The sequence below is a fragment of the Dyella sp. Tek66A03 genome (genome assembly GCF_052567735.1).
Window position 1 is genome coordinate 1021581 of sequence record NZ_CP199584.1, and the last position, 21016, is coordinate 1042596.

18 protein-coding genes are annotated in these 21016 nt (G+C 64.1%); 9 read left to right on the plus strand and 9 right to left on the minus strand.

Annotated features, from left to right (window positions below; translation table 11 throughout):
- Positions 1-38 precede the first annotated feature (38 nt).
- Positions 39-566 (minus strand): hypothetical protein, encoded by a 528-nt coding sequence (locus ACT01B_RS04480; RefSeq protein WP_445146184.1) that lies wholly within the window; start codon positions 564-566, stop codon positions 39-41.
- A 144-nt stretch (positions 567-710) separates the two neighbouring features.
- Here ACT01B_RS04480 and ACT01B_RS04485 point away from each other — a divergent pair, with 144 nt between their 5' ends.
- Positions 711-1478 (plus strand): DUF4097 family beta strand repeat-containing protein, encoded by a 768-nt coding sequence (locus ACT01B_RS04485; protein ID WP_445146185.1) that lies wholly within the window; start codon positions 711-713, stop codon positions 1476-1478.
- Between the two features lie 8 nt (positions 1479-1486).
- Here ACT01B_RS04485 and ACT01B_RS04490 read toward each other — a convergent pair whose 3' ends face one another.
- From ACT01B_RS04490 to ACT01B_RS04500, 3 genes are all read right to left on the minus strand, one after another.
- Entirely contained in the window at positions 1487-2608 is a 1122-nt protein-coding gene (locus ACT01B_RS04490) for an SLC13 family permease (RefSeq protein ID WP_445146186.1), read from the minus strand.
- Between the two features lie 75 nt (positions 2609-2683).
- Positions 2684-5167, minus strand: a complete 2484-nt coding sequence (locus tag ACT01B_RS04495; RefSeq protein WP_445146187.1) for an ABC transporter permease — start codon at positions 5165-5167, stop codon at positions 2684-2686.
- A gap of 31 nt (positions 5168-5198) precedes the next feature.
- Entirely contained in the window at positions 5199-5924 is a 726-nt protein-coding gene (locus ACT01B_RS04500; protein ID WP_445146188.1) for an ABC transporter ATP-binding protein, read from the minus strand.
- On the opposite strand from ACT01B_RS04500, the gene ACT01B_RS04505 reads away from it, so the two are divergent.
- The 3 genes from ACT01B_RS04505 to ACT01B_RS04515 all read left to right on the plus strand — a co-directional run bounded on the left by ACT01B_RS04505 (position 5923) and on the right by ACT01B_RS04515 (position 8409).
- Positions 5923-6564 (plus strand): arylesterase, encoded by a 642-nt coding sequence (locus ACT01B_RS04505; RefSeq protein WP_445146189.1) that lies wholly within the window; start codon positions 5923-5925, stop codon positions 6562-6564. The genes ACT01B_RS04500 and ACT01B_RS04505 overlap by 2 nt on opposite strands.
- 111 nt (positions 6565-6675) lie before the next feature.
- The gene (locus ACT01B_RS04510) at positions 6676-7407 is read left to right on the plus strand and encodes a response regulator transcription factor (protein WP_266148162.1); all 732 of its coding nucleotides are present in this window, start codon (positions 6676-6678) and stop codon (positions 7405-7407) included.
- A 21-nt stretch (positions 7408-7428) separates the two neighbouring features.
- Positions 7429-8409, plus strand: coding sequence for a sensor histidine kinase (locus ACT01B_RS04515; protein ID WP_445146190.1), 981 nt, complete (start codon positions 7429-7431; stop codon positions 8407-8409).
- Positions 8410-8490: 81 nt separating this feature from the next.
- On the opposite strand, the gene ACT01B_RS04520 is transcribed toward ACT01B_RS04515, so the two are convergent.
- Positions 8491-9849, minus strand: coding sequence for a 3-oxoacid CoA-transferase (locus ACT01B_RS04520; RefSeq protein WP_445146191.1), 1359 nt, complete (start codon positions 9847-9849; stop codon positions 8491-8493).
- A gap of 246 nt (positions 9850-10095) precedes the next feature.
- Here ACT01B_RS04520 and ACT01B_RS04525 point away from each other — a divergent pair, with 246 nt between their 5' ends.
- Complete coding sequence (locus ACT01B_RS04525) at positions 10096-11091, plus strand: isoaspartyl peptidase/L-asparaginase family protein (protein ID WP_445147425.1); 996 nt, start codon at positions 10096-10098, stop codon at positions 11089-11091.
- A 101-nt stretch (positions 11092-11192) separates the two neighbouring features.
- Here the strand turns inward: ACT01B_RS04525 and ACT01B_RS04530 are convergent, their stop codons facing one another.
- The 3 genes from ACT01B_RS04530 to ACT01B_RS04540 all read right to left on the minus strand — a co-directional run bounded on the left by ACT01B_RS04530 (position 11193) and on the right by ACT01B_RS04540 (position 14846).
- Entirely contained in the window at positions 11193-11756 is a 564-nt protein-coding gene (locus tag ACT01B_RS04530) for a response regulator transcription factor (protein ID WP_445146192.1), read from the minus strand.
- 101 nt (positions 11757-11857) lie between these two features.
- Positions 11858-13135: an ATP-binding protein gene (locus ACT01B_RS04535; protein WP_445146193.1), complete on the minus strand. Its 1278-nt coding sequence runs from the start codon at positions 13133-13135 to the stop codon at positions 11858-11860.
- Between the two features lie 178 nt (positions 13136-13313).
- Positions 13314-14846 carry a peptide MFS transporter gene (locus ACT01B_RS04540; RefSeq protein WP_445146194.1) on the minus strand — a complete coding sequence of 511 codons (1533 nt, stop codon included), beginning with the start codon at positions 14844-14846 and terminating at the stop codon, positions 13314-13316.
- Between the two features lie 254 nt (positions 14847-15100).
- On the opposite strand from ACT01B_RS04540, the gene ACT01B_RS04545 reads away from it, so the two are divergent.
- The 4 genes from ACT01B_RS04545 (at position 15101) to ACT01B_RS04560 (ending at position 17626) form a co-directional block, all read left to right on the plus strand.
- Positions 15101-15472, plus strand: a complete 372-nt coding sequence (locus ACT01B_RS04545; protein WP_445146195.1) for a diacylglycerol kinase — start codon at positions 15101-15103, stop codon at positions 15470-15472.
- Positions 15473-15608: 136 nt separating this feature from the next.
- Positions 15609-16229 (plus strand): LemA family protein, encoded by a 621-nt coding sequence (locus tag ACT01B_RS04550; RefSeq protein WP_445146196.1) that lies wholly within the window; start codon positions 15609-15611, stop codon positions 16227-16229.
- A 1-nt stretch (position 16230) separates the two neighbouring features.
- Positions 16231-17121: a TPM domain-containing protein gene (locus ACT01B_RS04555; protein ID WP_445146197.1), complete on the plus strand. Its 891-nt coding sequence runs from the start codon at positions 16231-16233 to the stop codon at positions 17119-17121.
- Position 17122: 1 nt separating this feature from the next.
- On the plus strand, positions 17123-17626 hold the full coding sequence (locus ACT01B_RS04560; RefSeq protein WP_445146198.1) for a TPM domain-containing protein: 504 nt from the start codon (positions 17123-17125) through the stop codon (positions 17624-17626).
- Between the two features lie 160 nt (positions 17627-17786).
- On the opposite strand, the gene ACT01B_RS04565 is transcribed toward ACT01B_RS04560, so the two are convergent.
- Positions 17787-20648: a TonB-dependent receptor plug domain-containing protein gene (locus tag ACT01B_RS04565; RefSeq protein ID WP_445146199.1), complete on the minus strand. Its 2862-nt coding sequence runs from the start codon at positions 20646-20648 to the stop codon at positions 17787-17789.
- Between the last annotated feature and the right edge of the window lie 368 nt (positions 20649-21016).

Below are 21016 nucleotides of genomic sequence, written 5' to 3' on the forward strand. Positions count from 1 at the left end.
ACGCGGCCAATAACGGCTGCGTCAAGTTCTTATTGTAGTTATGGCTGTGTCGCGGGCGCAGCGCCCGGCTTCGTCGTGCCGTGATGTTCCTGCCAGTCGCCGCGCATCTTCTCGAATTCGGCACGTCGCTTGGCCTCGTTGGCGAGGTTTTCGTCGAGGCTCTTGCGCAGCGTGGCGATGGCCTGCTCCGGGTTGCTCGGCGCCATCTGGGCGCGGGCCAGGTGGTGATAGACGTAGGTGTGCACGGCCGGATCCTGCGACTTGGCGAGCACCTCGTTGTAGAGCGCAGGCAGTTCCTTGGCGCGGCCGGTCATCAAGTAGAGGCGTTCCAGTGCGTGCAGGTCGGCGATCACCGCCGCGCCAGGACCTCCAAAGCTGGGACCACCGAAATCGGAGCCACTCCTGGGGCCGCGATGACCGTCGTCGCCCATGGACGGGGCCGCTGGACGAGTCTTCTGCGCGGACGGCGGAGGCACGCCCGGAGCGACGTCCTGGGCCACGACCACGGATGTCGAGCCGGCGATGAGCATGGCCAGGGCGGAAGCGAGCAGAGTCTTGCGCTGCATGGTGTCCAGTCTCCACGATGGGTTGTGATGACAAACGTGGCTTGGGGGAAACTGGTTGACCATGACGGAAGTCATGGTCATGAGGCTTCAACCTTTTGGCCGCACGGCACATCCCATGATGGTCCGCCTACCGAGGAGTTCTACATGCGCCGACTTCTTCTTGCTGCCCTTTTCGTCGCACCGCTGGCCGTTCAAGCTAACGACTGCAAATACGAGGCGCCGCGCAATCTTTCGCTGGATCTCACCGGCGTCCATTCGGTGCAGATCGATTTGCACAGCCACGATCTGCATCTCACCGGCAGCGAAAGCGCCAAGAGTGGCGAGCTGACCGGGCGTGCCTGCGCTTCGGAACCCAAGCTGCTGGACGATCTGGTGGTGACCCAGCGGCGTGAAGGCGACCGTCTGATCATCGACGCCGGTGGCAAGAGCCATGTGATGATCAGCCTGTTCGGAAGTTCCTACCGGAACCTGGATTTAAACCTGTCTGTGCCGGCACAGATGCCCGTGGTGCTCAACGTGGGCTCGGGCGATGCATGGGTGACCGGGCTGCAGCGTCTGGAGAGTCAGGTCGGTTCGGGCGATCTCCATGTCAGCAAGATCAGCGGCCCGTTCAGCACCAGCGTGGGCTCGGGCGATGTAGAGGCGCGCGATGTCGGCAGTCTTGACCTGGGCGCCTTGGGTTCGGGCGACTTGAAGGCCGACGGCATCAAGGGCGATGCGCGCGTGGGTGCGGTTGGTTCGGGCGATGTGACGCTATCCAGTGTCGGCGGCAATGTGCGTGCCGAGACCCTGGGTTCGGGCGATCTGAAGGTCAGGGATGTGCGTGGCGATTTCAGCCTTGGCGCCAAGGGCAGTGGCGATGTGAGCCATAGCGGCGTGCAGGGCAAGGTCAGCGTGCCGCGCGAGGATTGAGCAAGCTCTCAGCCCAGCCACCGGTAGGCCAGATAGACCAGCGGCGCGCAGACCAGCAGAAAAGGGACTGACACCTGGTGAAACAGCCGTGCTCTGTGCGGCTGTTTCACCAGGCGCAAGGCGATCAGGTTGGCCAGCGAACCTATCGCAAGACCAAAGCCACCGACATTCACCGCCACGGCCAGCGCTGTCGCATCAGGCGCGTGGTCGAGCAGCAACACCGTGGCCGGCACATTGCTGATCAGCTGCGAGGCGACGATACCGCTTGCGTACAGCGTGAGCGAGTGATCCAGGTTCAAGCCATCCAGCGCATGGCGCACCATCCCCAGCTCGGCAAAATGGCCCAGGCCGAGAAAGATCGCGACGAAGGTCGCCAGCAGCAGCCAGTCCACGCGCGCCAGCGTGCTGCGTTCCAGCAGCGCGAACGGCAACAGCAGGAGCAAGGCGCCAAGCACGGCGTGGCCGCGTTCCATCATCAACACCATGCTGATCAGCGCGCCGACCGAAAGCACCGCTTGCGAGATGGATACCGGGTGGCCGTCTACCTGTTGGGCGTGCAGCTCCACGCGTCCGGGTGGCATCCACAGTAGGGCGAGCAGGGTGACCAGCGCGAACATGATCGCGAACGCCGGCAGCATGGCCTGGCCAAATTGCAGGAACGAGAGATGGCCGTACTGCCACAGCAAGAGATTTTGCGGATTGCCAATCGGGCTGAGCGTTGACCCGGCATTCACCGCCAGTGCTTCCAGGACCACCGCGCGCATCACCGGAAGGTTGCAGATGCGGCCGATGGCCAAGGTCAGCGGCACGATCAGGAACAGGCTGACATCGTTGGTGAGCACCATCGACAGCAGTGCCGTGGTGCTCACCAGTAGCAAGGCCAGTCCGCGCATGGAGTGCACGTGCTCGACCAGGGCGGCGGCGGCGTGTTGCACCAGGCCGCTGTCGCGGATGCCCTGGATACAGATGAGCAGGCCGAGCAAGCCACCGAGCGTCGGCGCTTGCAACCAACGCTGATAGTCGGGGAGCGGCCGCGGATCGACGATGGCCAGCACCAGTGCCAGCAAGGTAAAGCCGAGCAGCAAGCGCTCCTGGGCGAGGCGCTTGATCCCATGCTGCAGCGATGTCATGCCGGGGTGACCTGCCGGCGTGAGCGTTTCGTGCGTGCGGCATTCCGTGCCAGGAGCGACCCGTCGAACAAGCGCTTAGCCCTCACGCAACAGTCGCATCGGCGACGTGTGGCTGACCCGTCGCGTGCCGGCTAGACCCAGCAGCATCACCACGATGGCGGCAGCGAGCGCGGCAAGCATCAGCGATCCCAGCGGCGGCACGAAGTTCTCGATATGGAAGATCGCGTGTCCAAGCCATAGCCCGGTGCCCGCGGCGCCGAAGGCGGCGGTAAGCCCTGCCACCAACCCAAGCAGGGCAAACTCGCAGGCAGCCGCCGCACGCAATTGCGATCGACGCGCACCCAGCGTGCGCAACAGGGCGGCTTCGTGGCGACGCTCCTGCGCGCTTGCCGCGAGTGCGGCGGCAAGTACCAGCGCGCCCGCGAGCAGGCTGAAGCCGAGCACCCAGCGCACGGCGCCGCTGACCTGGTTGACGATGTCGCGGACGCGATCGAGCATCGCATCCACATCGATCAGGCTGAGGTTGCTGTAGTCGCGCGACAGTTGCGCCAGCGCATCGGCATGGCCGCGCGGCAGGTAGAAGCTGGCGATCCAGGTATGCGGCAGGGCATTGGCGTGGGCGGGATCGAGCACCAGGAAGAAGTTGACGCGGAACGAACTCCAGTCGACCTGGCGGATGCTGCCTACTTTGGCATCGAGATTTTCTTCACCCACGTTGAAGCTCATGGTGTCGCCCACTTTGAGCGCGAACATGTCGCGCCACATGGTATCGATCGACACTTCAGCCTGCGCGGGATGCTCTCCCGACCAGCGCCCGGCCACCACCTGATTGCTTGGCGGCAACTCGCCGGCCCAGGACAGGCGTAGTTGTCGATCCGCCCACTCCTTGGCGCGCTCATCCTTGAACCTGAGCTGGTCGATCGGCTGGCCGTTGATGGCCGTGAGCTTGCCCACCGCCAACGGCGCCATGTTGAGCTTTTGTCCGCCCATCTGCGCCAGGGCCTGCTCAAAGCCGGCGCGCTGGTCGTCCTGCAGATTGAGCACGAACCAGTTCGGTGTGTCGGCCGGCAGTTCGCGCCGCCAGCCTTCCAGCAAGGCGGGGGCGACGATGGCCAGCAGCAGCAAGGCGACCAGGCCAAGGCTCAGCGCGGTGGCTTGCAACAGGCTCATGCCGCGGCGGCGTGCCAGCGCGGCCAGGCCAAGCCGCAGGGCGGGGTGCGCGCCTGGCGCCACCCGTCGCGCTATCCACAGCAGCAGGGCCGACAGCAGGGCAGCGACCACGGCGACCCCAAGCAAGCTGGCCGCGAGTATGCCCGCCAGCTTGGCCGAGCCGCTCTGGCTCCAGATCAGCAACAAGGCCACCAGGGCCGGTATCAGGTACAGCGCATCGAAGCGCCGCACACGCCGTGCGGCGCTCTCGCGAAAGACCGCGACCGGGGGCACTTCGGCCAGACGCGTCAGCGGCGGCAGGGCGAAGCCGGCCAGCACGGCGAGTCCCATCACGGCGGCAGCGCAGGCAGGCCCGATCGGCATCGAGGTTGGCACCGTCGTAAACATCTGGCCGGCGAAACCCCAGATGATTTGCGCCAGCCCGAGAGCGATCGAGGCGCCGAGCAGCACCGCCGGCACGGCGAGCAACCCCAGTGTGCCAACCAGCAGGCCGAGCACCTGGCGACGCGGCGTGCCCAGTGCGCGTAATAGCGCCACTTCGTTGGTCTTGCGGCGCGCATAGCGCTGTGCGGCGAGCGCAATGGCCACGCCTGCCAGCAGCGCGGAGAGCAACGCCGTCAGCCGCAGAAAGGCGCTGGCGCGATCGAAGGCACTGCGCATGCGCTCTTGGGTTTGTTCGGGGGTGATCAACTGGGCGCCCTGCGGCAACGTCTGCGCCTGCACCCAGCGACGCCACTCCTGCACGGCAGAAGGCTGACCGGCGACCAGCACGCGGTGGCGCGCGCGGCTGCCCACGCCGAGCAGGCCCGCCTGCTCGGCGTCGCTGACATGCATCAGCGCGCGGGGCGCCAGCGCAAACAGTTCGCCACCATCCGGCTGGCGTACCAGCTCGGCACCAACGCGCAGCTCGCGGCCGCCCAGTTGCACGGTGTCGCCGAGCTTGATGCCGAGCGCGACCAGCGCCCGATGATCCAGATAAACCGCTCCGGGCGGCGGCCCGTGGCCGGTGATGCTGCGCCCATGCAGGTCGAGCAGTTCCAGCTTGCCGCGCAGAGGGTAGGCGCCGTCGGTGGCCTGCACGTCGAGCAACTGGCTTTGCCCATGGGCGAAGGCCACGCTGGGAAAGCCCGCGCCGCTGGTGACGGCGAGACCGCGCTGGCTCGCCTGGCTGGCGTAGGTGGCGGGCAGTGCCTGCGGCGAACTGATGCCCAAGTCGCCGCCGATCAGCTCGGCCGCGCTGGCCAAGACGCCACGCTCCATGCGCGCGGCCAGGGTGGCGACCACGCCGAGCGCGACCACGGCCAGCACCAGCGAGGCGCCGAGCGTGCGCAGCTCGGGCAGGTGCCATTCGCGGCGAAGGGTGCGCAGTGACAAGGCGAGCAGTTTCATGCGCGTACGCTCGCCGCGGGGATCGGACCCGTCATGGCGCCACGGCCGCCGACGTGCGCGATGGCGTAACGACACGGCCGTTGTCCAGCTCCACCTGACGGGTGCAGCGCGCGGCCAGTTTGGGGTCATGCGTCACCAGGATCAGGGTGGTGCGGTGATCGTGATTGAGCGCGAACATCAGGTCGCTGACGTGGTGCCCGGTGCGCTGGTCCAGATTGCCGGTGGGTTCGTCCGCAAACAGCAGGCGTGGACCGTGCACGAAGGCGCGCGCAATGGCCACGCGCTGCTGCTCACCACCGGAGAGCTGGGCCGGATAGTGCCGCCGCCGTGGTGTCAGCTCGACCGCCTCGAGCGCTTCGCGGGCACGGGCGCGCGCGTCGTCGCGACCCTCCAGTTCCAATGGCAACATCACGTTCTCCTCGGCGGTGAGGGCGGGCAGCAGGTGGAACGACTGGAAGACAAAGCCAACCATGCGCCGCCGCAGGTCGGCCCTGGCTTCTTCGTCCAGCTGTTCGAGGGCGTGGCCGTTCAGCGCGATATGTCCACTCGACGGCGTGTCCAGGCCGGCCAGCAGGCCGAGCAAGGTGGTCTTGCCCGAGCCGGAGGCGCCGACAATGGCGACGCTTTCGCCTTCACAAACCTGCAGCGAGACTTTCGTAAGGATGTCCAGGCGCCCCTCGGGGCCCTGTACCGACTTGCTAACATCGACCACGTCCAGAAGGACATCTTTGGTGAAAGCGGAGGCATTGCCACTCATGCGTCGTTTCCTTTGCTGGCCGGCTTTTTTGGGGCGGGCCCTGTGTGCCCTGGTCCTGCTGGGTGCCGTCGGCACCGTTCACGCGGCCCCGCCGAAAACCGTGCTGGTGTTGGGCGACTCGCTTTCGGCCGCACACAACATCCCGGTCGACTCCGGCTGGGTACATTTGCTGGGCGACCGTCTAGCCAAGATGGAGCCAGCCTGGGCCGTGGTCAATGCCAGCATCAGTGGCAAAACCTCGTTGAGTGGGCGAGATCGCCTGCCGGGGTTGCTGGAGAAGGTCCACCCGGCGGTGCTGGTGATCGAGCTGGGCGCCAATGACGGCCTGCGCGGGCTGCCGCTGGCGGCCCTGCGTGACAATCTCGCTGCCATGATCGACGCCGCAAAGAAGTCCGGCGCGCGGGTGTTATTGCTCGGCATCGAGCTGCCGGTGAATTATGGGCCGCAGTATCGCGATGGCCTGCGCGCGGTTTATGCCGACCTATCGAGGGAGAAGAAGGTCGCCCTGGTGCCGTTTCTGCTCGAGGGCGTCGCTACCCGGCCCGAATTGATGCAGGAGGATGGCCTCCACCCGGTGGCCTCGGCTCAGCCGCAGGTACTGGACAATGTCTGGAAAGAGTTGGAGCCTCTCTTGCACTAGACGTGCACGCGATCACAACATACGGTGAGGCCAGGCGGTGAATTTCACGCGGCCCTCACCATGCGAATCGTTAGCTGTTCACCTTTGTGAAGTCTGCTTCAGGAGGTAGGGATGAGCTCACGCGACGAACAATCCGGATTGATTCTGCTGGTGGAAGATAACCGCCAGATTGCGGAAATGGTCGGCGAGTTTCTCGAGCGCCGCGGCTACTCGGTGGACTACGCCGCCGACGGTGTCAGCGGGCTCCATCTGGCCGTCTCCAACAGCTACGACGTGGTGGTGCTCGACCTGATGCTGCCGGGCCTCGACGGCCTGGACGTGTGCCGCAAGCTGCGTCGTGACGCCAAGAAATCCACCCCGGTGTTGATGCTTACCGCCCGCGACACGTTGGAAGACAAACTAGTGGGGCTGGAGGCGGGCGCCGACGACTATCTGGTCAAGCCGTTCGAGGTGCGCGAGCTTGAGGCACGGCTACGCGCCTTGATACGCCGCGATCGACGCCAGGTATCCACAGAAATCCTCACCGTGGGCGACATGACGCTCGATACGGCCACGTTGCGCCTGGTGCGCGGCGGGCACGAACTGACCGTCTCGCCCATTGGATTGAAGCTGTTGGCGATTCTTATGCGCGAATCGCCGCGCGTGGTCAGCCGACGCGATATCGAGCGGGAAATCTGGGGCGACACGCTGCCCGATTCGGACACATTGCGCTCCCATCTCTATAACCTGCGCCGGGTCATTGACAAACCCTTCGAACGCCCTCTGCTACATACCATCCATTCTGCCGGTTATCGCCTTGCCGATCTTGAATCGGAGGTGGCTTCTGCCTCGCAACCGGCATGATACCGCCCGTATGAGTTAGCTATGGTCAGCAGGGACAGTTCGCAGCCCGCGGGGGTATTCCACCGCGGCCTGTTTCATCGACGCTTGGCGATCATCTTTGGCCTGCAGTTGTTGGCCATCGTGATCGTGTGTCTGATGGGTCTCTACGACGTGGCGCCTACCGGCGCCGTGTTGGTGTTGATCGTGATCATCAGTGCGCTGGCATGGCTGGCGGCACGCCGCCAATGGGCGCCGGTGAGTCGGTTGGCGCAGGCCGTGAGCGACTGGGACGAACAATCGCCCGACCTCGACAGCTGGCAACCCGAGCAGCTGTCGCGCCGCACAGATGCCGATGTGGCGACGTTGGCAAGCAGTCTTTATGGCTTTGCCAACCGTATTGCAGGCTACAACCAGCGCGAACGCAACTTTACCCGCGATGCCAGCCATGAGCTGCGCAGCCCACTCACGGTGATCAAGATGTCGGCCGACATGCTGGCCGATGACCCGATGCTGGGCGACTTCGGGCAGCGTTCGGTGCAGCGGATCAAGCGCTCGACGCGCGAGATGGAAGCGCTGGTCGAGGCCTTGCTGATACTCGCACGGGAATCGGACAACGGCCTCACCGAAGAGGACTTCGTGGTCAACGACGTGCTGCGCGACGAACTGCCCGACGTGCTGGAAATGCTGGAAGGGCGGCCCATCACGCTGGAGCTGGAAGAGCCTGCACGATTCGCGCTGCATGGCTCGCCGCGCGTATTTGCGGTGCTGTGCTGGCAGCTGATCCGCAACGCTTGCCAACAGGCGGAGGGCGGTACGGTGGTCGTCACCGTGATGCCGGGCGTGGTGACGGTGACGCACCGGGGCGAGGCGCCTGCGCCGACCACGGCCGATCGCCACGGCTTCGAGCTGGCGATCGCGCAGCGCATCAGCGAGCGCTTCCGCTGGCCGCTGGAATTGCAGACGCGCGAAGGTCGTCGACACATCGCGCGTATCCGTTTTCCCGAGTCAATGCCGACGGCCTAAAGGCGCTGGATCCCCGCGTACGCTGGAGGCGCTTCACGACAGCGCAGCTGGTCATCCAGTGACTTTAGCTGTAGCTCCCGATTACTGCCTCAACGCGGTGCTCACCGCAAACGAACAGCCGGTCTTCGCCTTCACATCGTCCAGCGTCACGCCATCCTGCAGCTCAATCAACGTCAAGCCCTTGCCCTTCTCGACTTGGAATACGCATAGGTCGGTAATGATCAGGTCGACCACCTGCTTGCCAGTAATCGGCAAGTCGCAGTTGTCCTTGATCTTCGGCGAGCCGTCCTTCGCGGTGTGCTCCATCAGCACCACCACGCGGCGCACGCCGCTGACCAGGTCCATGGCGCCACCCGGGCCTTTTACCATCTTGCCCGGCACCATCCAGTTCGCCAGGTCGCCGGTGCAGGAGACTTCCAGGCCGCCAAGGATCGACAGGTCGATATGGCCGCCGCGAATCATCGCGAACGACTCCGCGCTGGAGAAGAAGCTGGAGCCGGGCAGTTCGGTGATGGTCTGCTTGCCGGCGTTGATCAGGTCGGGATCGACCTTGGCGTCATCCGGGAACGGGCCAATACCCAGCAGGCCGTTCTCGGACTGCAGGGTGACGTCCATGCCTGGCGGGATGTAGTTGGCGACCAGGGTGGGAATGCCGATGCCCAGGTTCACGTAGAAGCCATCCTGCAACTCCTTCGCGGCGCGCTGCGCCATGGCGGTGCGGATCGGGCTTTCCTTGCCGGTATTGGCGCCAGCCACGGTGCGGAACTCGATGCGCTTCTCGTAGGACGGGCCCTTGATGATGCGGTCGACGTAGATGCCCGGCACATGGACGTTGTCCGGGTCGAGTTTGCCCACCTCGACCAGCTCCTCCACCTCGGCCACGCAGAGCTTGCCGCAGGTGGCGATCATCGGGTTGAAGTTGCGCGCCGTCTTGCGGAACACCAGGTTGCCCAGGCGATCGCCCTTCCACGCCTTCACGATGGACACGTCGGCGCGAATGGCTTCCTCCAGCACATACTCCTTGCCGTTGAAAACCTTGGTTTCCTTGCCCTCGGCCAGCTTGGTACCGAAGGCCGTGCGCGTGTAGAAGCCGGGGATGCCCGCGCCACCGGCGCGCAGCTTTTCAGCAAGCGTGCCCTGTGGCACGAGGTGCAGTTCCAGTTCGCCCGCCAGCACCTGGCGTTCGAATTCCTTGTTCTCGCCCACGTAGGAGGCGTAGACACGTTTGACCTGACGAGTCTTCAGCAGCGGACCCATGCCGAAGTCGTCGACGCCGGCATTGTTGCCAACGATGGTGAGTCCCTTGGTGCCTGCGGCGAGCAGTGCCGCAATAAGGTTCTCGGGAATGCCGCACAGGCCGAAGCCGCCGGCTGCGATGGTCATGTCGTCGAACAGCAAGCCGTCCAGGGCCTGCGTCGCGTTTGCATAAACCTTGTCCATTGCGATGCCTTCTTGCAGGGAGAGCCAGTTGCCTAGGATACGACGGATTGATAACCACCCATCCTGTACCAAGGTCGCAAGGCCCGCGAACCTGCTATACGGCCCGGTATGGGGCGGGGCTGCCGAGCTCCATGCGGATGAGCATGGCAGGGTGGCTGGATATACTCGTGGCCGAAGCCATGGGGAGTAACGCCAGTGAAGTCCAGCCGTCTTGTCGCCGCCGTAGCGGCGCTGGGGATCTCATCGATGAGCTATGCCGCCACGCCGGTGCTGGTCATCCACGGCGGCGCCGGGGTGATCAAGCGCGAGATGAGTCCGGCCAGGGAAAAGGCCGTGCGTGCCGCGCTTACCCAGGCCCTGCAGAACGGCTATGCCCAGCTCAAGGCCGGCAAGACGGCGGTGGATGCGGTCAGCGCGGCCATCACGGTGCTGGAGGACGATCCGAACTTCAACGCCGGCAAGGGCTCGGTATTCACGCATGACGGGAAGAACGAGCTGGACGCCGCCATCATGGATGGCTCGACGTTGGAGGCCGGCTCGGTGGCCGGCGTGCATCGCGTGAAGAATCCGATCCTGCTTGCACGCGCGGTGATGGAGAAGTCTTCGCATGTGATGATGGTGGGCGATGGCGCGGAGGAGTTTGCCAAGCAGGTGGGTATCGAGCTCGTCGACCCGTCCTACTTTCGCACGGAAGAACGCTGGCAGCAGTTGCAGAAGGCGTTGAAGGAAGACGCCGAGCACACCAAGCATTCGGACGTTGAGACGGCCAAACACTTTGGCACCGTGGGCGCGGTGGCCCTCGACGCGCAGGGCCATCTTGCCGCGGGCACGTCAACGGGTGGCATGAACGATAAGCGTTGGGGTCGTGTGGGCGACTCGCCGATCATCGGGGCAGGTACTTATGCGAACTCCGGCTGCGCGGTTTCTGGCACGGGCTGGGGCGAGTACTACATTCGCACCGTGGCGGCGCACGAGATCTGCATGCGGGTGACGCAGATGCGTGTGCCGCTGCGGCGCGCGGCGGCCGAAGTGATCAATCAGGAAATCCCGTCGATGGGCGGCAACGGCGGTGCGATCGCACTCGATGCCGATGGCAATGTATCGATGCCGTTCAATACCGATGGCATGTACCGCGGCTGGATCGGTGCCGACGGCGTGCCGCATGTGGCGATTTACGGCGATGAAAACGATGGTACAGCCGAGCCGCTGCCGGCGGCCGATGCGTCAACCGGGCAGCCTTGAAACAATAGCGTGCAGGTTGCTTGGTAGGAGCGACTTCAGTCGCGATGCTGTGGTTCTATCGCGACTAAAGTCGCTCCCACCGTCACCGGTGTTCTCGAGTTTCAGTCGTCGCTGTCCGGGCGCTCGCGTACCGGATGCTTGCTGAGCTTTCGTTGCAGGGTGCGGCGATGCATGCCGAGGCGGCGGGCGGTTTCGGAAATGTTGCCGTCGCATTCGGTCAGTACGCGCTGGATGTGCTCCCACTCGAGACGGCGCAAGGCGAGCGGCGCTTCCGGCGCGTCAACCAGGTCGTCGTCGGCCGTTCCGGTGTCGCCATCCAGCAGGGCGCGTACCACGGCATCCGCATCGACCGGCTTGGAAAGATAGTCATGGGCGCCGCGCTTGATCGCTTCCACCGCCGTAGCGATGGAGGCATAGCCGGTGAGCAGGAGCACACGGATTTCCGGCACCAGGGATTGCAGTTCGGGAATAAGGCGCAAGCCGTTCTCGTCGCCGAGCTTCAGATCGAGCACGCAGTAGCGCGGCTGGTGACGCCGGGCGAGGGCGCGCGCTTCGTCAGCGTTGCTGGCGGTGATCACCTCGAATCCGCGCGAGGCGAGCGCGCGCGCAAGGACGCGGGCGAACGTAGCGTCGTCGTCAATGATCAATAGCTGTTGGTCGCTCATCGAATTCTCCATCGGCACTTGCCCGCAGACGCCCATTGTTGCCGCATGCGACAACGCATGCACCTGTGGTCATCTGCCTCTGTGGCTATCTGCCGCAGCTTTTAGGAGGTGGCAATGACGGATAGAGGCAAACGTAGACACATTTGTGCGCCGTTTTCCGTATTGCTTGTAGTCAATTCACCCTCCAGCCGCTCGGCAGTGGCTTCGGCCAGGGCCAGGCCTATGCCTAGTCCGGTCATTTTGTGCGATTGACCCAGCACGGCCCATTCGCCCGTGGGGGTGAAGCCGGGGCCATGGTCGCTCACGATCAGTTCCAGCCAGCCGCCATCACGCTGCACGGTTAGCGCCACGACTTGCGACTGGTTCAGCGCCGAGGCGTCGGCCGCGTTGTTGAGCAGATTGAGCAGGGCATGGCGCAGGCCGGGCGGCGTACGCAGCACGATGCGTTGCGCATCGTCGTCCACCGTCAATTGCAGGTCAGCCTCGGGTCGCAGCAGCTGGAAGCGCTCCTGGCAGCCATGGATGAAGTGGGTCAGCGTGAGTTGCTCGGGTTCCTGCGAGAGTTGGGCTTTGCCGAAGGCCACCATTTCGCGAAGAATCGTACGGCAGCGATCCACCTGACCTTCCAGCAGGGCGAGATCCTCCCCCAAGGGTGCGTCGCCGGCATGCTCGCGACGCAGTTCGGGCAGCAGCGTGCGCATGGTCGACAGCGGCGTATTGAGTTCGTGTGCGGCGCCGGCAGCCTGGGTCGCGATGGCGAGAATGCCTTCGTCACGCAGGGCGCGTTCCCGCACGCGCTGCACTTCCATCTGCTGCAAGCGCACGGCGCGCGCCAGCCGATTGATGAAGAAGCCAAGCAGCAGGGCGGTAATCACAAAATTCACGCCCATGCCCAGCACATGCAGCGAGAAGCCTCCCGGTGTGGCTCCCAGCATCGGCGCGGGCAAGGGCACATACCAGAACAACAGCACGAGGTAGGCGATGCCAGCGAGTGCGGCCACCATGAATACGGCACCCACGGCCAGGGTCGCGGCGCTGAGCGCGATGGGCATCAACAGCAGGGTGATGAACGGATTGCTGGCGCCGCCGGTGAAATACAGCAGATAACCGAGAACCAGCGTGTCGAAGGCGACATGCAGGATGGTTTCCCATTGCCGGATCGGCCACGGCTGCGTCAGTCGCCATGCGGCGAATACGGCGAACACGGCGAGCAGGCCGATGCCCACCATCAGCGGAATCAGCGGGATGTCCAGCTTCATCCATAACGCGCAAACGAGTACGGCGGCGCTTTGACCGGCGATGGCGCAAATGCGCAGCCAGGCGAGGCTGCGGGTGAGTGCGCGGGGACCGATGCGTTGTTGCGAGGTGGGGCGTTTCATAAACGCGATACTAGCGTTCTTCGTCTTGCCTTAGGACGGCCCAGAGGTAGGCCCAGCGGGACGGATGGCGTGGGCCGTTGGGGTGAAAAAAGCAAGCTTCGAACGCAGCTCGCAGCCCCTTCTCAAGATTGGCCCCTCACCCCAACCCTCTCCCCAAAGGGGAGAGGGTGCGAAAGGCTTAGACTTCTTCGCTATGCACCGCCGGCAGCGGGGTGTGAGATTCCGCGTGACTGCGCGAGAGGCGATTCATCAGCGGCAGCATCACCACGGCAATGACCGTGCAGGCGATGCCCACGAAGCCGAGCTTGTTGAACAGGCTGATATAGATATTCAGCGACTCGACTGGATCCTTGATGTTCTCCGGCATGCTGGCGAGATTGGCCACCACGCTGCCCAGGTATTGCGAGATACCCACGGCCACGTAGTAGGCGCCCATCATGAAACCGCCCATGCGCGCAGGCACATAACGGGCAATCATGGCCAGGCCCAGGCCGCTGACCAGCAGCTCACCCAGCGAGTAGAAGCCGTAACCCCAAACCATGGTCCAGGACGAGACCTGACCGGCGACCGCGCTCATGGCGCCGATGCCGTACATGAAGAAACCCACGGCCACCGCGCCAAAGCCGAGCGCAAATTTGAAGGCGACCGACGGATCCTTGCCGAGGCGACCCAGCGAGTTGTAGATCAGCACGAGAACCGGGCTGAGGATCACGATCCAGATCGCATTGAGGTTCTGGTACTGCTCGGGAATCCAGTTGAACAGGTGCACGCCGAAGACGTCGAACGAGAGGTTGACGTTGTTCTGCGCAAACAGGTTCAGCGAGGTCGCCATCTGGGCGTAGAAGATGAAGAAGAAGATCGTTTGCACGGTAAGCACGAGCGCGGCGATCAGGCCGGCGCGTTCGCTCTTCTCGCTGCTGCGGATCAGGTGCACGAAGATGCCCAGAATCACCAGGCCAGCGAGGTAAACGCAAATCTTCGCCGCCAGCAGGCTTTGCAGGATGAAGGCCGCGATAAACACCATCGCCAGCGAGCCACCGAGCAAGGCCAGCGCGCGGCCGGGCTTCACCGGGTGATCGTCGGCCGGCGAGCCGACGTGGGCAAGCGTGCGGTGCATCAGCGAATAGTTGATGAGGCCAAGCAGCAGGCCCACGGCGCAGGCGCCGAAGGCGGTATGCCAGCCCATGGCGTCGCCGAAACGTTCGCCCACAAAGTTGCGGATCCACGGCGTGGCCGTCATGGACACCATCGAGCCGACGTTCACGGCCATGTAGTAGATGGTGAACGCGCTATCGATGCGAACGTCGTCGCCTTCGTAGATCTTGCGCACCAGGTTGCCGGCGTTGGGCTTGAAGAAGCCGTTACCGACAATGATCACGCCGAGCGCGCTGTAAAGCAGGGTGGGGTTGTTGGAGGGAATCCACAACATGGCGTAGCCCAGCGTCAACACCACGGCGCCGATGACCATGGTGCGGCGGGTGCCGATGAGCTTGTCGCCTACCCAGCCACCAATCGCGGGAGTCGCATAGATCAGCGCGGCGGCCGCGCCCCACACCAGGTTGGCCTTGCTATCGATGAAGCCGAGCTTCTTCATCATGTAGGTGACCATCAACACCTGCATGCCGTAGAAGCCGAAGCGCTCCCACATCTCGATCAGGAAGACGGTGCTGAAGGCGCGGTTCTGGGAGACAGGTGGATTCTGGATTGCCATTCAATTGTCCGTACACGGTTCATACAACGACCGCAGGGCGGCCGGCTCATGCAACCCGGAACCGGGTCACAAAGTGCGCGAGGGTAACCCATCTGTCATTCAGGCGACGTTGCACTGCCGCACGCAGGAAACTGCGATCTGGCGTGAAAAGGCCGGCTGCGGCATTATTCGCGCCTTGTGTCCGCCGTCTGCGGGCGCGGGCAAGGCGCTGCCGCAAGCCGCAAGCCGCATTCTCGAGAGGAACGACGTTCATCATGGCCGCAACCGGTTTTCGCGGACCCAGGCAGATCTGGAATGCCTTCAAGTGGTCGATGAAGGGCCTGCGCGCGGGCTGGCGCCATGAGGCCTCGTTTCGGATGGAGGTGTGCCTGGCCGTGGTGCTGGTGCCGCTGGGGCTGTGGCTGGGCAACGGTCCGCTGGAGAAGATCGCGCTGATTCTGGCGCCGATCCTGGTGCTTTCCGCCGAATTGCTGAACTCTGCCGTCGAAGCCGTGGTGGACAAGGTCAGCCCCGAGTTTCACGAGCTGGCCGGGCGCGCCAAGGATATGGGCTCGGCGGCCGTCTTCCTGCTATTGATGCTGACCGCGCTCAGTTGGGCCCTGATCCTGGGCGCTCGCTGGCTGTAAGAGCCTGCTCGCGATCTCCGCGCAGCCCAGGCCGGGTCTGGTTGCCCGCAAGCAGGCTCTAACCTCGCCAGGGCGCACGTTGCGCCCGCTGCAGTGGGGTGCTGCAATGGCGGCTCCACTGGATGGGAGCAGACTCATGAAACTTCTTCGTGTCCTTGCCTTGCTGCTGGTCGTAGCTGGCCTCTCCGGTTGCGGCTACAACGCCATTCAGCGGCAGGATGAGGCGGTCAAGGCAGCCTGGTCCGAGGTGATCAACCAGTACCAGCGTCGCGCCGACCTGGTGCCCAACCTGGTCAATACGGTGAAAGGCTACGCCCAGCACGAAGAAAAGGTGCTGACCGAGGTGACCAATGCCCGCGCCAGGGTCGGCACCATGCAGCTGTCGCCCGATGCGCTGAACGATCCGCAGAAACTGCAGCAGTTCCAGCAGGCCCAGGGTCAGCTTTCGAGCGCGCTGTCGCGGCTGATGGTGGTCAGCGAGAACTACCCGCAGCTCAAGGCCGACGGCTTGTTCCAGAACCTGCAGGCGCAGCTGGAAGGCACCGAGAACCGCATCACCGTGGCGCGCAACCGCTACGTGCAGGCGGTGCAGACCTATAACTCGATGATCCGCACCTTTCCGAACAATCTCACCGCCAGGATGTTCGGCTACCAGGTGAAGCCGAACTTTACGGTGGAGAACGAGCAGGCCATCTCCACGGCACCGACGGTCGATTTTGGCGGCAGCAAGCCAGCGCCTGCCGCCTCGGCACACTGATATGTCCCGGCGCATCACGCGCCTGCTGCTGGTGCTGGCCATAGCACTGCTATCGCCAGCCTGGCTGCATGCCGAAGACCAGGTGCCCAAGCTCACCCGGCATGTGACCGATCTCACCGGCACCCTGAGCGCGCAGCAGGTCGACCAGCTCGACGCCCAACTGGTAGCGCTGGAAAAGAGCAAGGGAGCGCAGCTGGTCGTGCTGATGGTGCCGAGCACGCAGCCTCAAGACATTGCGGAGTATTCGTTGGCGGTGGCCGAGGCCAACAAGATCGGTCGCAAGGGCGCCGATGACGGCTTGCTCCTGCTGGTGGCCAAGAACGACCGCCGCGTGCGCATGGAAGTGGGTTACGGGCTGGAGGGGGCGATACCGGATGCGGCCACGGCGCGCATCATCCGCGAATACATCGCGCCGAAATTCCGCGTCAACGATTACTACGGCGGCATCAACGATGCGCTTGGCGCCTTGACCCAGCTGGTCAACGGCGAGGCCTTGCCACCGCCGGTGGAGAGCGCCAATCGCGAGCGGCACGGTTTCAACTTCGGCAATGTGCTGTTGATCGGCGTGTTCGCCGCGTTCTTCCTGCGTGGCATTTTGGGTCGCTCCGCCGTTTGGGTCCGCACACCCCTGGGTGCGGTGGTCATCGGCGGCTTGCTGTGGCTGCTCGCCGCCTCGCTCGGTGCCGGCATCATGGGCGCCCTGATTGGTGGCGTGCTGATGCTGTTGCCGGCCGGTGCCGGTCGCTCGATTGGCGGCGGTGGCTGGGGTGGCTTCGGTGGTGGCGGCTTTGGAGGCTTCGGCGGTGGTGGTGGCTTCGGCGGCGGCAGCGGCGGTGGCTTCAGTGGTGGCGGCGGCAGTTTCGGTGGTGGCGGTTCGTCAGGGAGCTGGTGAGATGGCGCGTACCCAACGTCTGCTGATGAACCTTTTCGATGGCTGGTTCCAACTGCGCCATCGCTTTCCGAAGACCGTGCTCGATGAGATGACTCGCGCGATCGCTGGCGGCGAGCGCGAGCACCGTGGCGAAATCTGCTTTGCCATTGAATCGCGACTGGCGCCGCTGGCGGTGATCGAAGGCCAGGACGCCCACCGGCGGGCGAGGCAAGTGTTTGCGCAGCTTCATGTGTGGGACACCGAGCACAACAGCGGCGTGTTGTTCTACGTCCTGATGGCCGAGCACCGCATCGTGATCATTGCCGATCGCGGCATCGCGGCCGCGGTGACGCAGGCCGAGTGGGATGCGATTCGCGATCGCATGCGTAGCTGCTTTGCGCGTGGAGACTGGCGTGAGGGCGCCCTCGAAGGCATTGCCGAAGCGCATGCGCTGCTCAAGCGGCATTTTCCCGGGAACGACAAGGCGCAGCCGGACGAGTTGCCGGATCGGCCGGTTTTGCTTTAGGGCGTGTTTCCGTGGAGGGTGAGGCGAGGTGGATCGCGCACAGGGTGCGCTCCTACAGTAGGAGCGCACCCTGTGCGCGATCGCACCTACGCCTGTCACCCGAACGAAAAAAGGGCGGGCCCGAAGGCCCGCCCTTTCCTGAAGTCTGGCTCGTTCGAGCTTAGAACTTCTGGTTGTACGACACGTACCAGTAACGGTCGATGTCGAACGCCGGGTTGTACGGCGAGCTGCCGGTACCCGAGGTAGTGACGGCGTAGTAGAACGGACCCTTCTTGTTGAAGATGTTGTTCACACCGACCGTGAAAGTGCCCTTCCACGGCGCCGTGTAGTGGACCTGCGCGTCGTTGAACGCCACCGAGCCCTTCTGGCTCATGCCCGTCATGCCCCACCAGGCGTTGGTGTAGTTCGGCGAGCTGCACTCGACCGTCGCCGTGTAGCACTGGTCCTTCAGGCCCGAGTAGTAGCGAATCGTCCAGCTGGCGCCAAAGGCCTGGTAGGCCCAGTCCACCTGCAAGTTCGAACGCAGGCGGTACAGACCATCTTCGCCATACATGAAGCCGACCGGCGTCACCGGAATGGCACCCGGACCGCTGACGGTTTCGTACTTGGTCAGGTAGGTGCTGTCCGAAGCGATGCGGAACGTGCCGATCGCGGTTTCCGGCAGACGGTAGTGAATACCGACGTCGTAGCCTTCGGTCTTCAGCGTGCCCAGGTTCGCCAGGCTTTCGTTGAGGCTGTTGACCGAACCGTTCACCAGGCTGGCGCTATTGCTGCTGGCGCGCGTGAAGCGGCCGCAGAACGACGGATCGTTCTGGACGTAGCAGTAGTTCAGGATGCTCTGCGCGTCGACCGACGAGATGATGTTCTTCACGTAGATGTTGTAGTAATCCACCGTGAAGTCCAGACCCTGCACCTGATGCGGGCTGTAGACCAGGCCCAGGGTACGGGTGATCGAGGTCTCCGGCTTCAGGTTCGAGTTGGAGCCCGACAGGAAGGCAACCGGGGTCTGGCCGCCGCCGGTGCTGCCGATCTGGGCACCCGTCTGGTCGATCTGGCGATAGTTGGCCGGTACGCCGGACGCGGCGCAGCGCTGTGCAACACCCGCGTTGGACGCGGCCGCGCCGAACTTGGAATCGCACGGATCCAGGAACGTCTCGAAGCTCTGGCCGGTGCCGCCGTACAGGTCGTTGATGGTCGGCGCGCGGAAGCCCTCGGCGTAGGTACCGCGAACCAGCAGGTCCGCGAACGGACGCCAGCGGAAGCTGTACTTGTTGTTGGTGGTGCTGCCGAAGTTGCTGTAGTGCGAGTAACGGCTGGCGACGTTGATGCCGAATTCCTGCGCACCCGGGAGGTCACGCAGCAGCGGCACGTCGAGCTCGAGATAGGCTTCGTTGGTGTTGTACGCGCCGGAGGTCGGGGCGCTGGCGAGGTTGGTCGTCAGGCCCGCCGAGTCGGCGGCGTCGGGGCGGAAGTTGCCCTTTTCACCACGATGTTCGACGCCCACGGCCAGGTTGACCGTGCCGGCCGGCAGGTCGAACAGGCCGCCCGAGACGTTGGCGGTGTAGTCGTCGGTGGAGCTGGTCTGACGGCTGGTGCCGACGTGGCTGATGTAGCTCCACACCGAATCCGGCGTGGCGCCCGGACCGGCAAGAACGTTCCACGGCACGCAACCGGCGGCACGATCGGCGACGTTGGCGCACTCGACCTGGCCGTTGATGGTCGTCGTCGGGCCCAGTGCCTTCGCGGCGTTCGGCAGGTAGATGTTGCCGGTGGTGATCTGACGGATCTTGTTCTGGGAGTAGGTGTAGCCAGCGTCCCAGCTCCAGTCATGACCGAGGAACTGGAAGAAACCCTCGGCGCCTAGGTCGATGTGCGCGAGCTTGGAGTTACCCAGGGTGACGCGCGGCATTTCCACCGTGCGGCGGAAGAATTCGGTCGAGTTGCCCGGGAACGGGTTGTAAGCGTTGTTCGGGTCGATGGTCAGGCCGGTATTGCCGGTCTGCAGCGGATAGCCTGCCAGCTGGCTGGAGGTATCACGCGTGCTGTAGTTGGCCGCACCACGCAAGGTGATGTTGTCGGTCAGCTTGTAGCGGTCCTGCAGGAACAGGTTCTTCAGCTTGGAGCCCGCGCGGAACGTCATGTCGCTCTGCGTGTTGTACTTGTCGGCCGTGCTGGTCGGGTCGTACAGGTGGTAATTGGCGAGGTTGCCCGAATCCGTGGCGCCGTGATTGATCACGTACTGGTTGCCAGTGTTCGGGTCGACCACACGGCCCCACGGGCCCAGGCCCAGGCCGGCGTTGGGGTGGCGCGGGCCCTGGGCGTAGCTGGTTTCGCTACGCTCGTTGTTCCACATCGGATCGGTGTTCTGGTACGACGCGCCGACGATGATCGAGTTCTTGGCGGTGCTGTGGCCCCAGGTGAAGTCGTAGTTCTGGGTCTGGCCGTCGCCCTTGCCGTTCTGGCCGTAGTAGACGTTCGCTTCAGCGCCGTCGAACTTCTCGCGGGTGATGATGTTGACCACGCCGCCGATGGCGTCGGAGCCGTAGATGGACGAGGCGCCGTCCTTCAGGACGTCGATGCGCTCGATCATGGCGACAGGGATGGTCGACAGGTCGGTCAGGCCGTTGAGGCTGGTGCTCCAGCGACGGCCATTGACAAGTACCAGGGTGCGCTGCGAACCGAGATTGCGGATGTTGACGTAGCGACCGCCAACGTCAGCGCCGGAGGCCAGCGTGTCCTGCGGGGTGATGTCCGGAGTGCCAGCCGACGGCATGCGAGCCAGGATGTCGTTGACATTGGTCAGGCCGGTGGCCTGGATGGCGGCCCGATCCATGGTGAAGATCGGCTGGGACGTTTCCACGTCCACGCTGCGAATGCGCGAACCGGTAACGGTGATCGTTTCGAGGCTCTTGGCCGAGGACTGATTGGCATCGCTGGAAGACGCATCCTGTGCGGCAACCGACCACGACTGCAGCACGAGTGCTGCGGCGATGGCAGTAGCCAGCAGTGTCTTTTGCTTCATTGTTTGGAACTCCGGACAAAAAATAGCCGTCAGCCAGCGCGCAGCGCTGGGCATCTGGATATGGGGATGGCGCGTAGCACCCTGGGGAAGGATCTGCACGCCGCGGCATCGCCAGGCTTGGGGGACAGGCGATGTAATCCCGAAGTTAAAACAAAGTGACGACTGTGTGCAACCACAAATCCATATTCATGTGCTAGCAGGTGAAATAAGTCATATGTGTAGGAAAAGGTCCCTTTGCGCGCTTCTCACGCACGTTGGAATTCCCGTACGGTTGACGCATGACGTCTACCTTATGTTCTGCGGGCAGTTCGCCGCGCGGGTTCTCCGCCGTTGAGTGTGGCGGCGGCGAACGACAAACACTTAGGCGT

Bases quoted from the DNA above. Each gene is read 5' to 3' on its own strand.
- ACT01B_RS04485 (WP_445146185.1), top strand. From the start codon at position 711: ATGCGCCGACTTCTTCTTGCTGCCCTTTTCGTCGCACCGCTGGCCGTT.
- ACT01B_RS04480 (WP_445146184.1), bottom strand. From the start codon at position 566: ATGCAGCGCAAGACTCTGCTCGCTTCCGCCCTGGCCATGCTCATCGCC.
- ACT01B_RS04540 (WP_445146194.1), bottom strand. From the start codon at position 14,846: ATGGCAATCCAGAATCCACCTGTCTCCCAGAACCGCGCCTTCAGCACC.
- ACT01B_RS04530 (WP_445146192.1), bottom strand. From the start codon at position 11,756: ATGAGCGACCAACAGCTATTGATCATTGACGACGACGCTACGTTCGCC.
- ACT01B_RS04560 (WP_445146198.1), top strand. From the start codon at position 17,123: ATGGCGCGTACCCAACGTCTGCTGATGAACCTTTTCGATGGCTGGTTC.
- ACT01B_RS04490 (WP_445146186.1), bottom strand. From the start codon at position 2,608: ATGACATCGCTGCAGCATGGGATCAAGCGCCTCGCCCAGGAGCGCTTG.
- ACT01B_RS04545 (WP_445146195.1), top strand. From the start codon at position 15,101: ATGGCCGCAACCGGTTTTCGCGGACCCAGGCAGATCTGGAATGCCTTC.
- ACT01B_RS04510 (WP_266148162.1), top strand. From the start codon at position 6,676: ATGAGCTCACGCGACGAACAATCCGGATTGATTCTGCTGGTGGAAGAT.
- ACT01B_RS04520 (WP_445146191.1), bottom strand. From the start codon at position 9,849: ATGGACAAGGTTTATGCAAACGCGACGCAGGCCCTGGACGGCTTGCTG.
- ACT01B_RS04525 (WP_445147425.1), top strand. From the start codon at position 10,096: ATGAGCTATGCCGCCACGCCGGTGCTGGTCATCCACGGCGGCGCCGGG.
- ACT01B_RS04550 (WP_445146196.1), top strand. From the start codon at position 15,609: ATGAAACTTCTTCGTGTCCTTGCCTTGCTGCTGGTCGTAGCTGGCCTC.
- ACT01B_RS04500 (WP_445146188.1), bottom strand. From the start codon at position 5,924: ATGAGTGGCAATGCCTCCGCTTTCACCAAAGATGTCCTTCTGGACGTG.
- ACT01B_RS04555 (WP_445146197.1), top strand. From the start codon at position 16,231: ATGTCCCGGCGCATCACGCGCCTGCTGCTGGTGCTGGCCATAGCACTG.
- ACT01B_RS04535 (WP_445146193.1), bottom strand. From the start codon at position 13,135: ATGAAACGCCCCACCTCGCAACAACGCATCGGTCCCCGCGCACTCACC.
- ACT01B_RS04515 (WP_445146190.1), top strand. From the start codon at position 7,429: ATGGTCAGCAGGGACAGTTCGCAGCCCGCGGGGGTATTCCACCGCGGC.
- ACT01B_RS04505 (WP_445146189.1), top strand. From the start codon at position 5,923: ATGCGTCGTTTCCTTTGCTGGCCGGCTTTTTTGGGGCGGGCCCTGTGT.
- ACT01B_RS04565 (WP_445146199.1), bottom strand. From the start codon at position 20,648: ATGAAGCAAAAGACACTGCTGGCTACTGCCATCGCCGCAGCACTCGTG.
- ACT01B_RS04495 (WP_445146187.1), bottom strand. From the start codon at position 5,167: ATGAAACTGCTCGCCTTGTCACTGCGCACCCTTCGCCGCGAATGGCAC.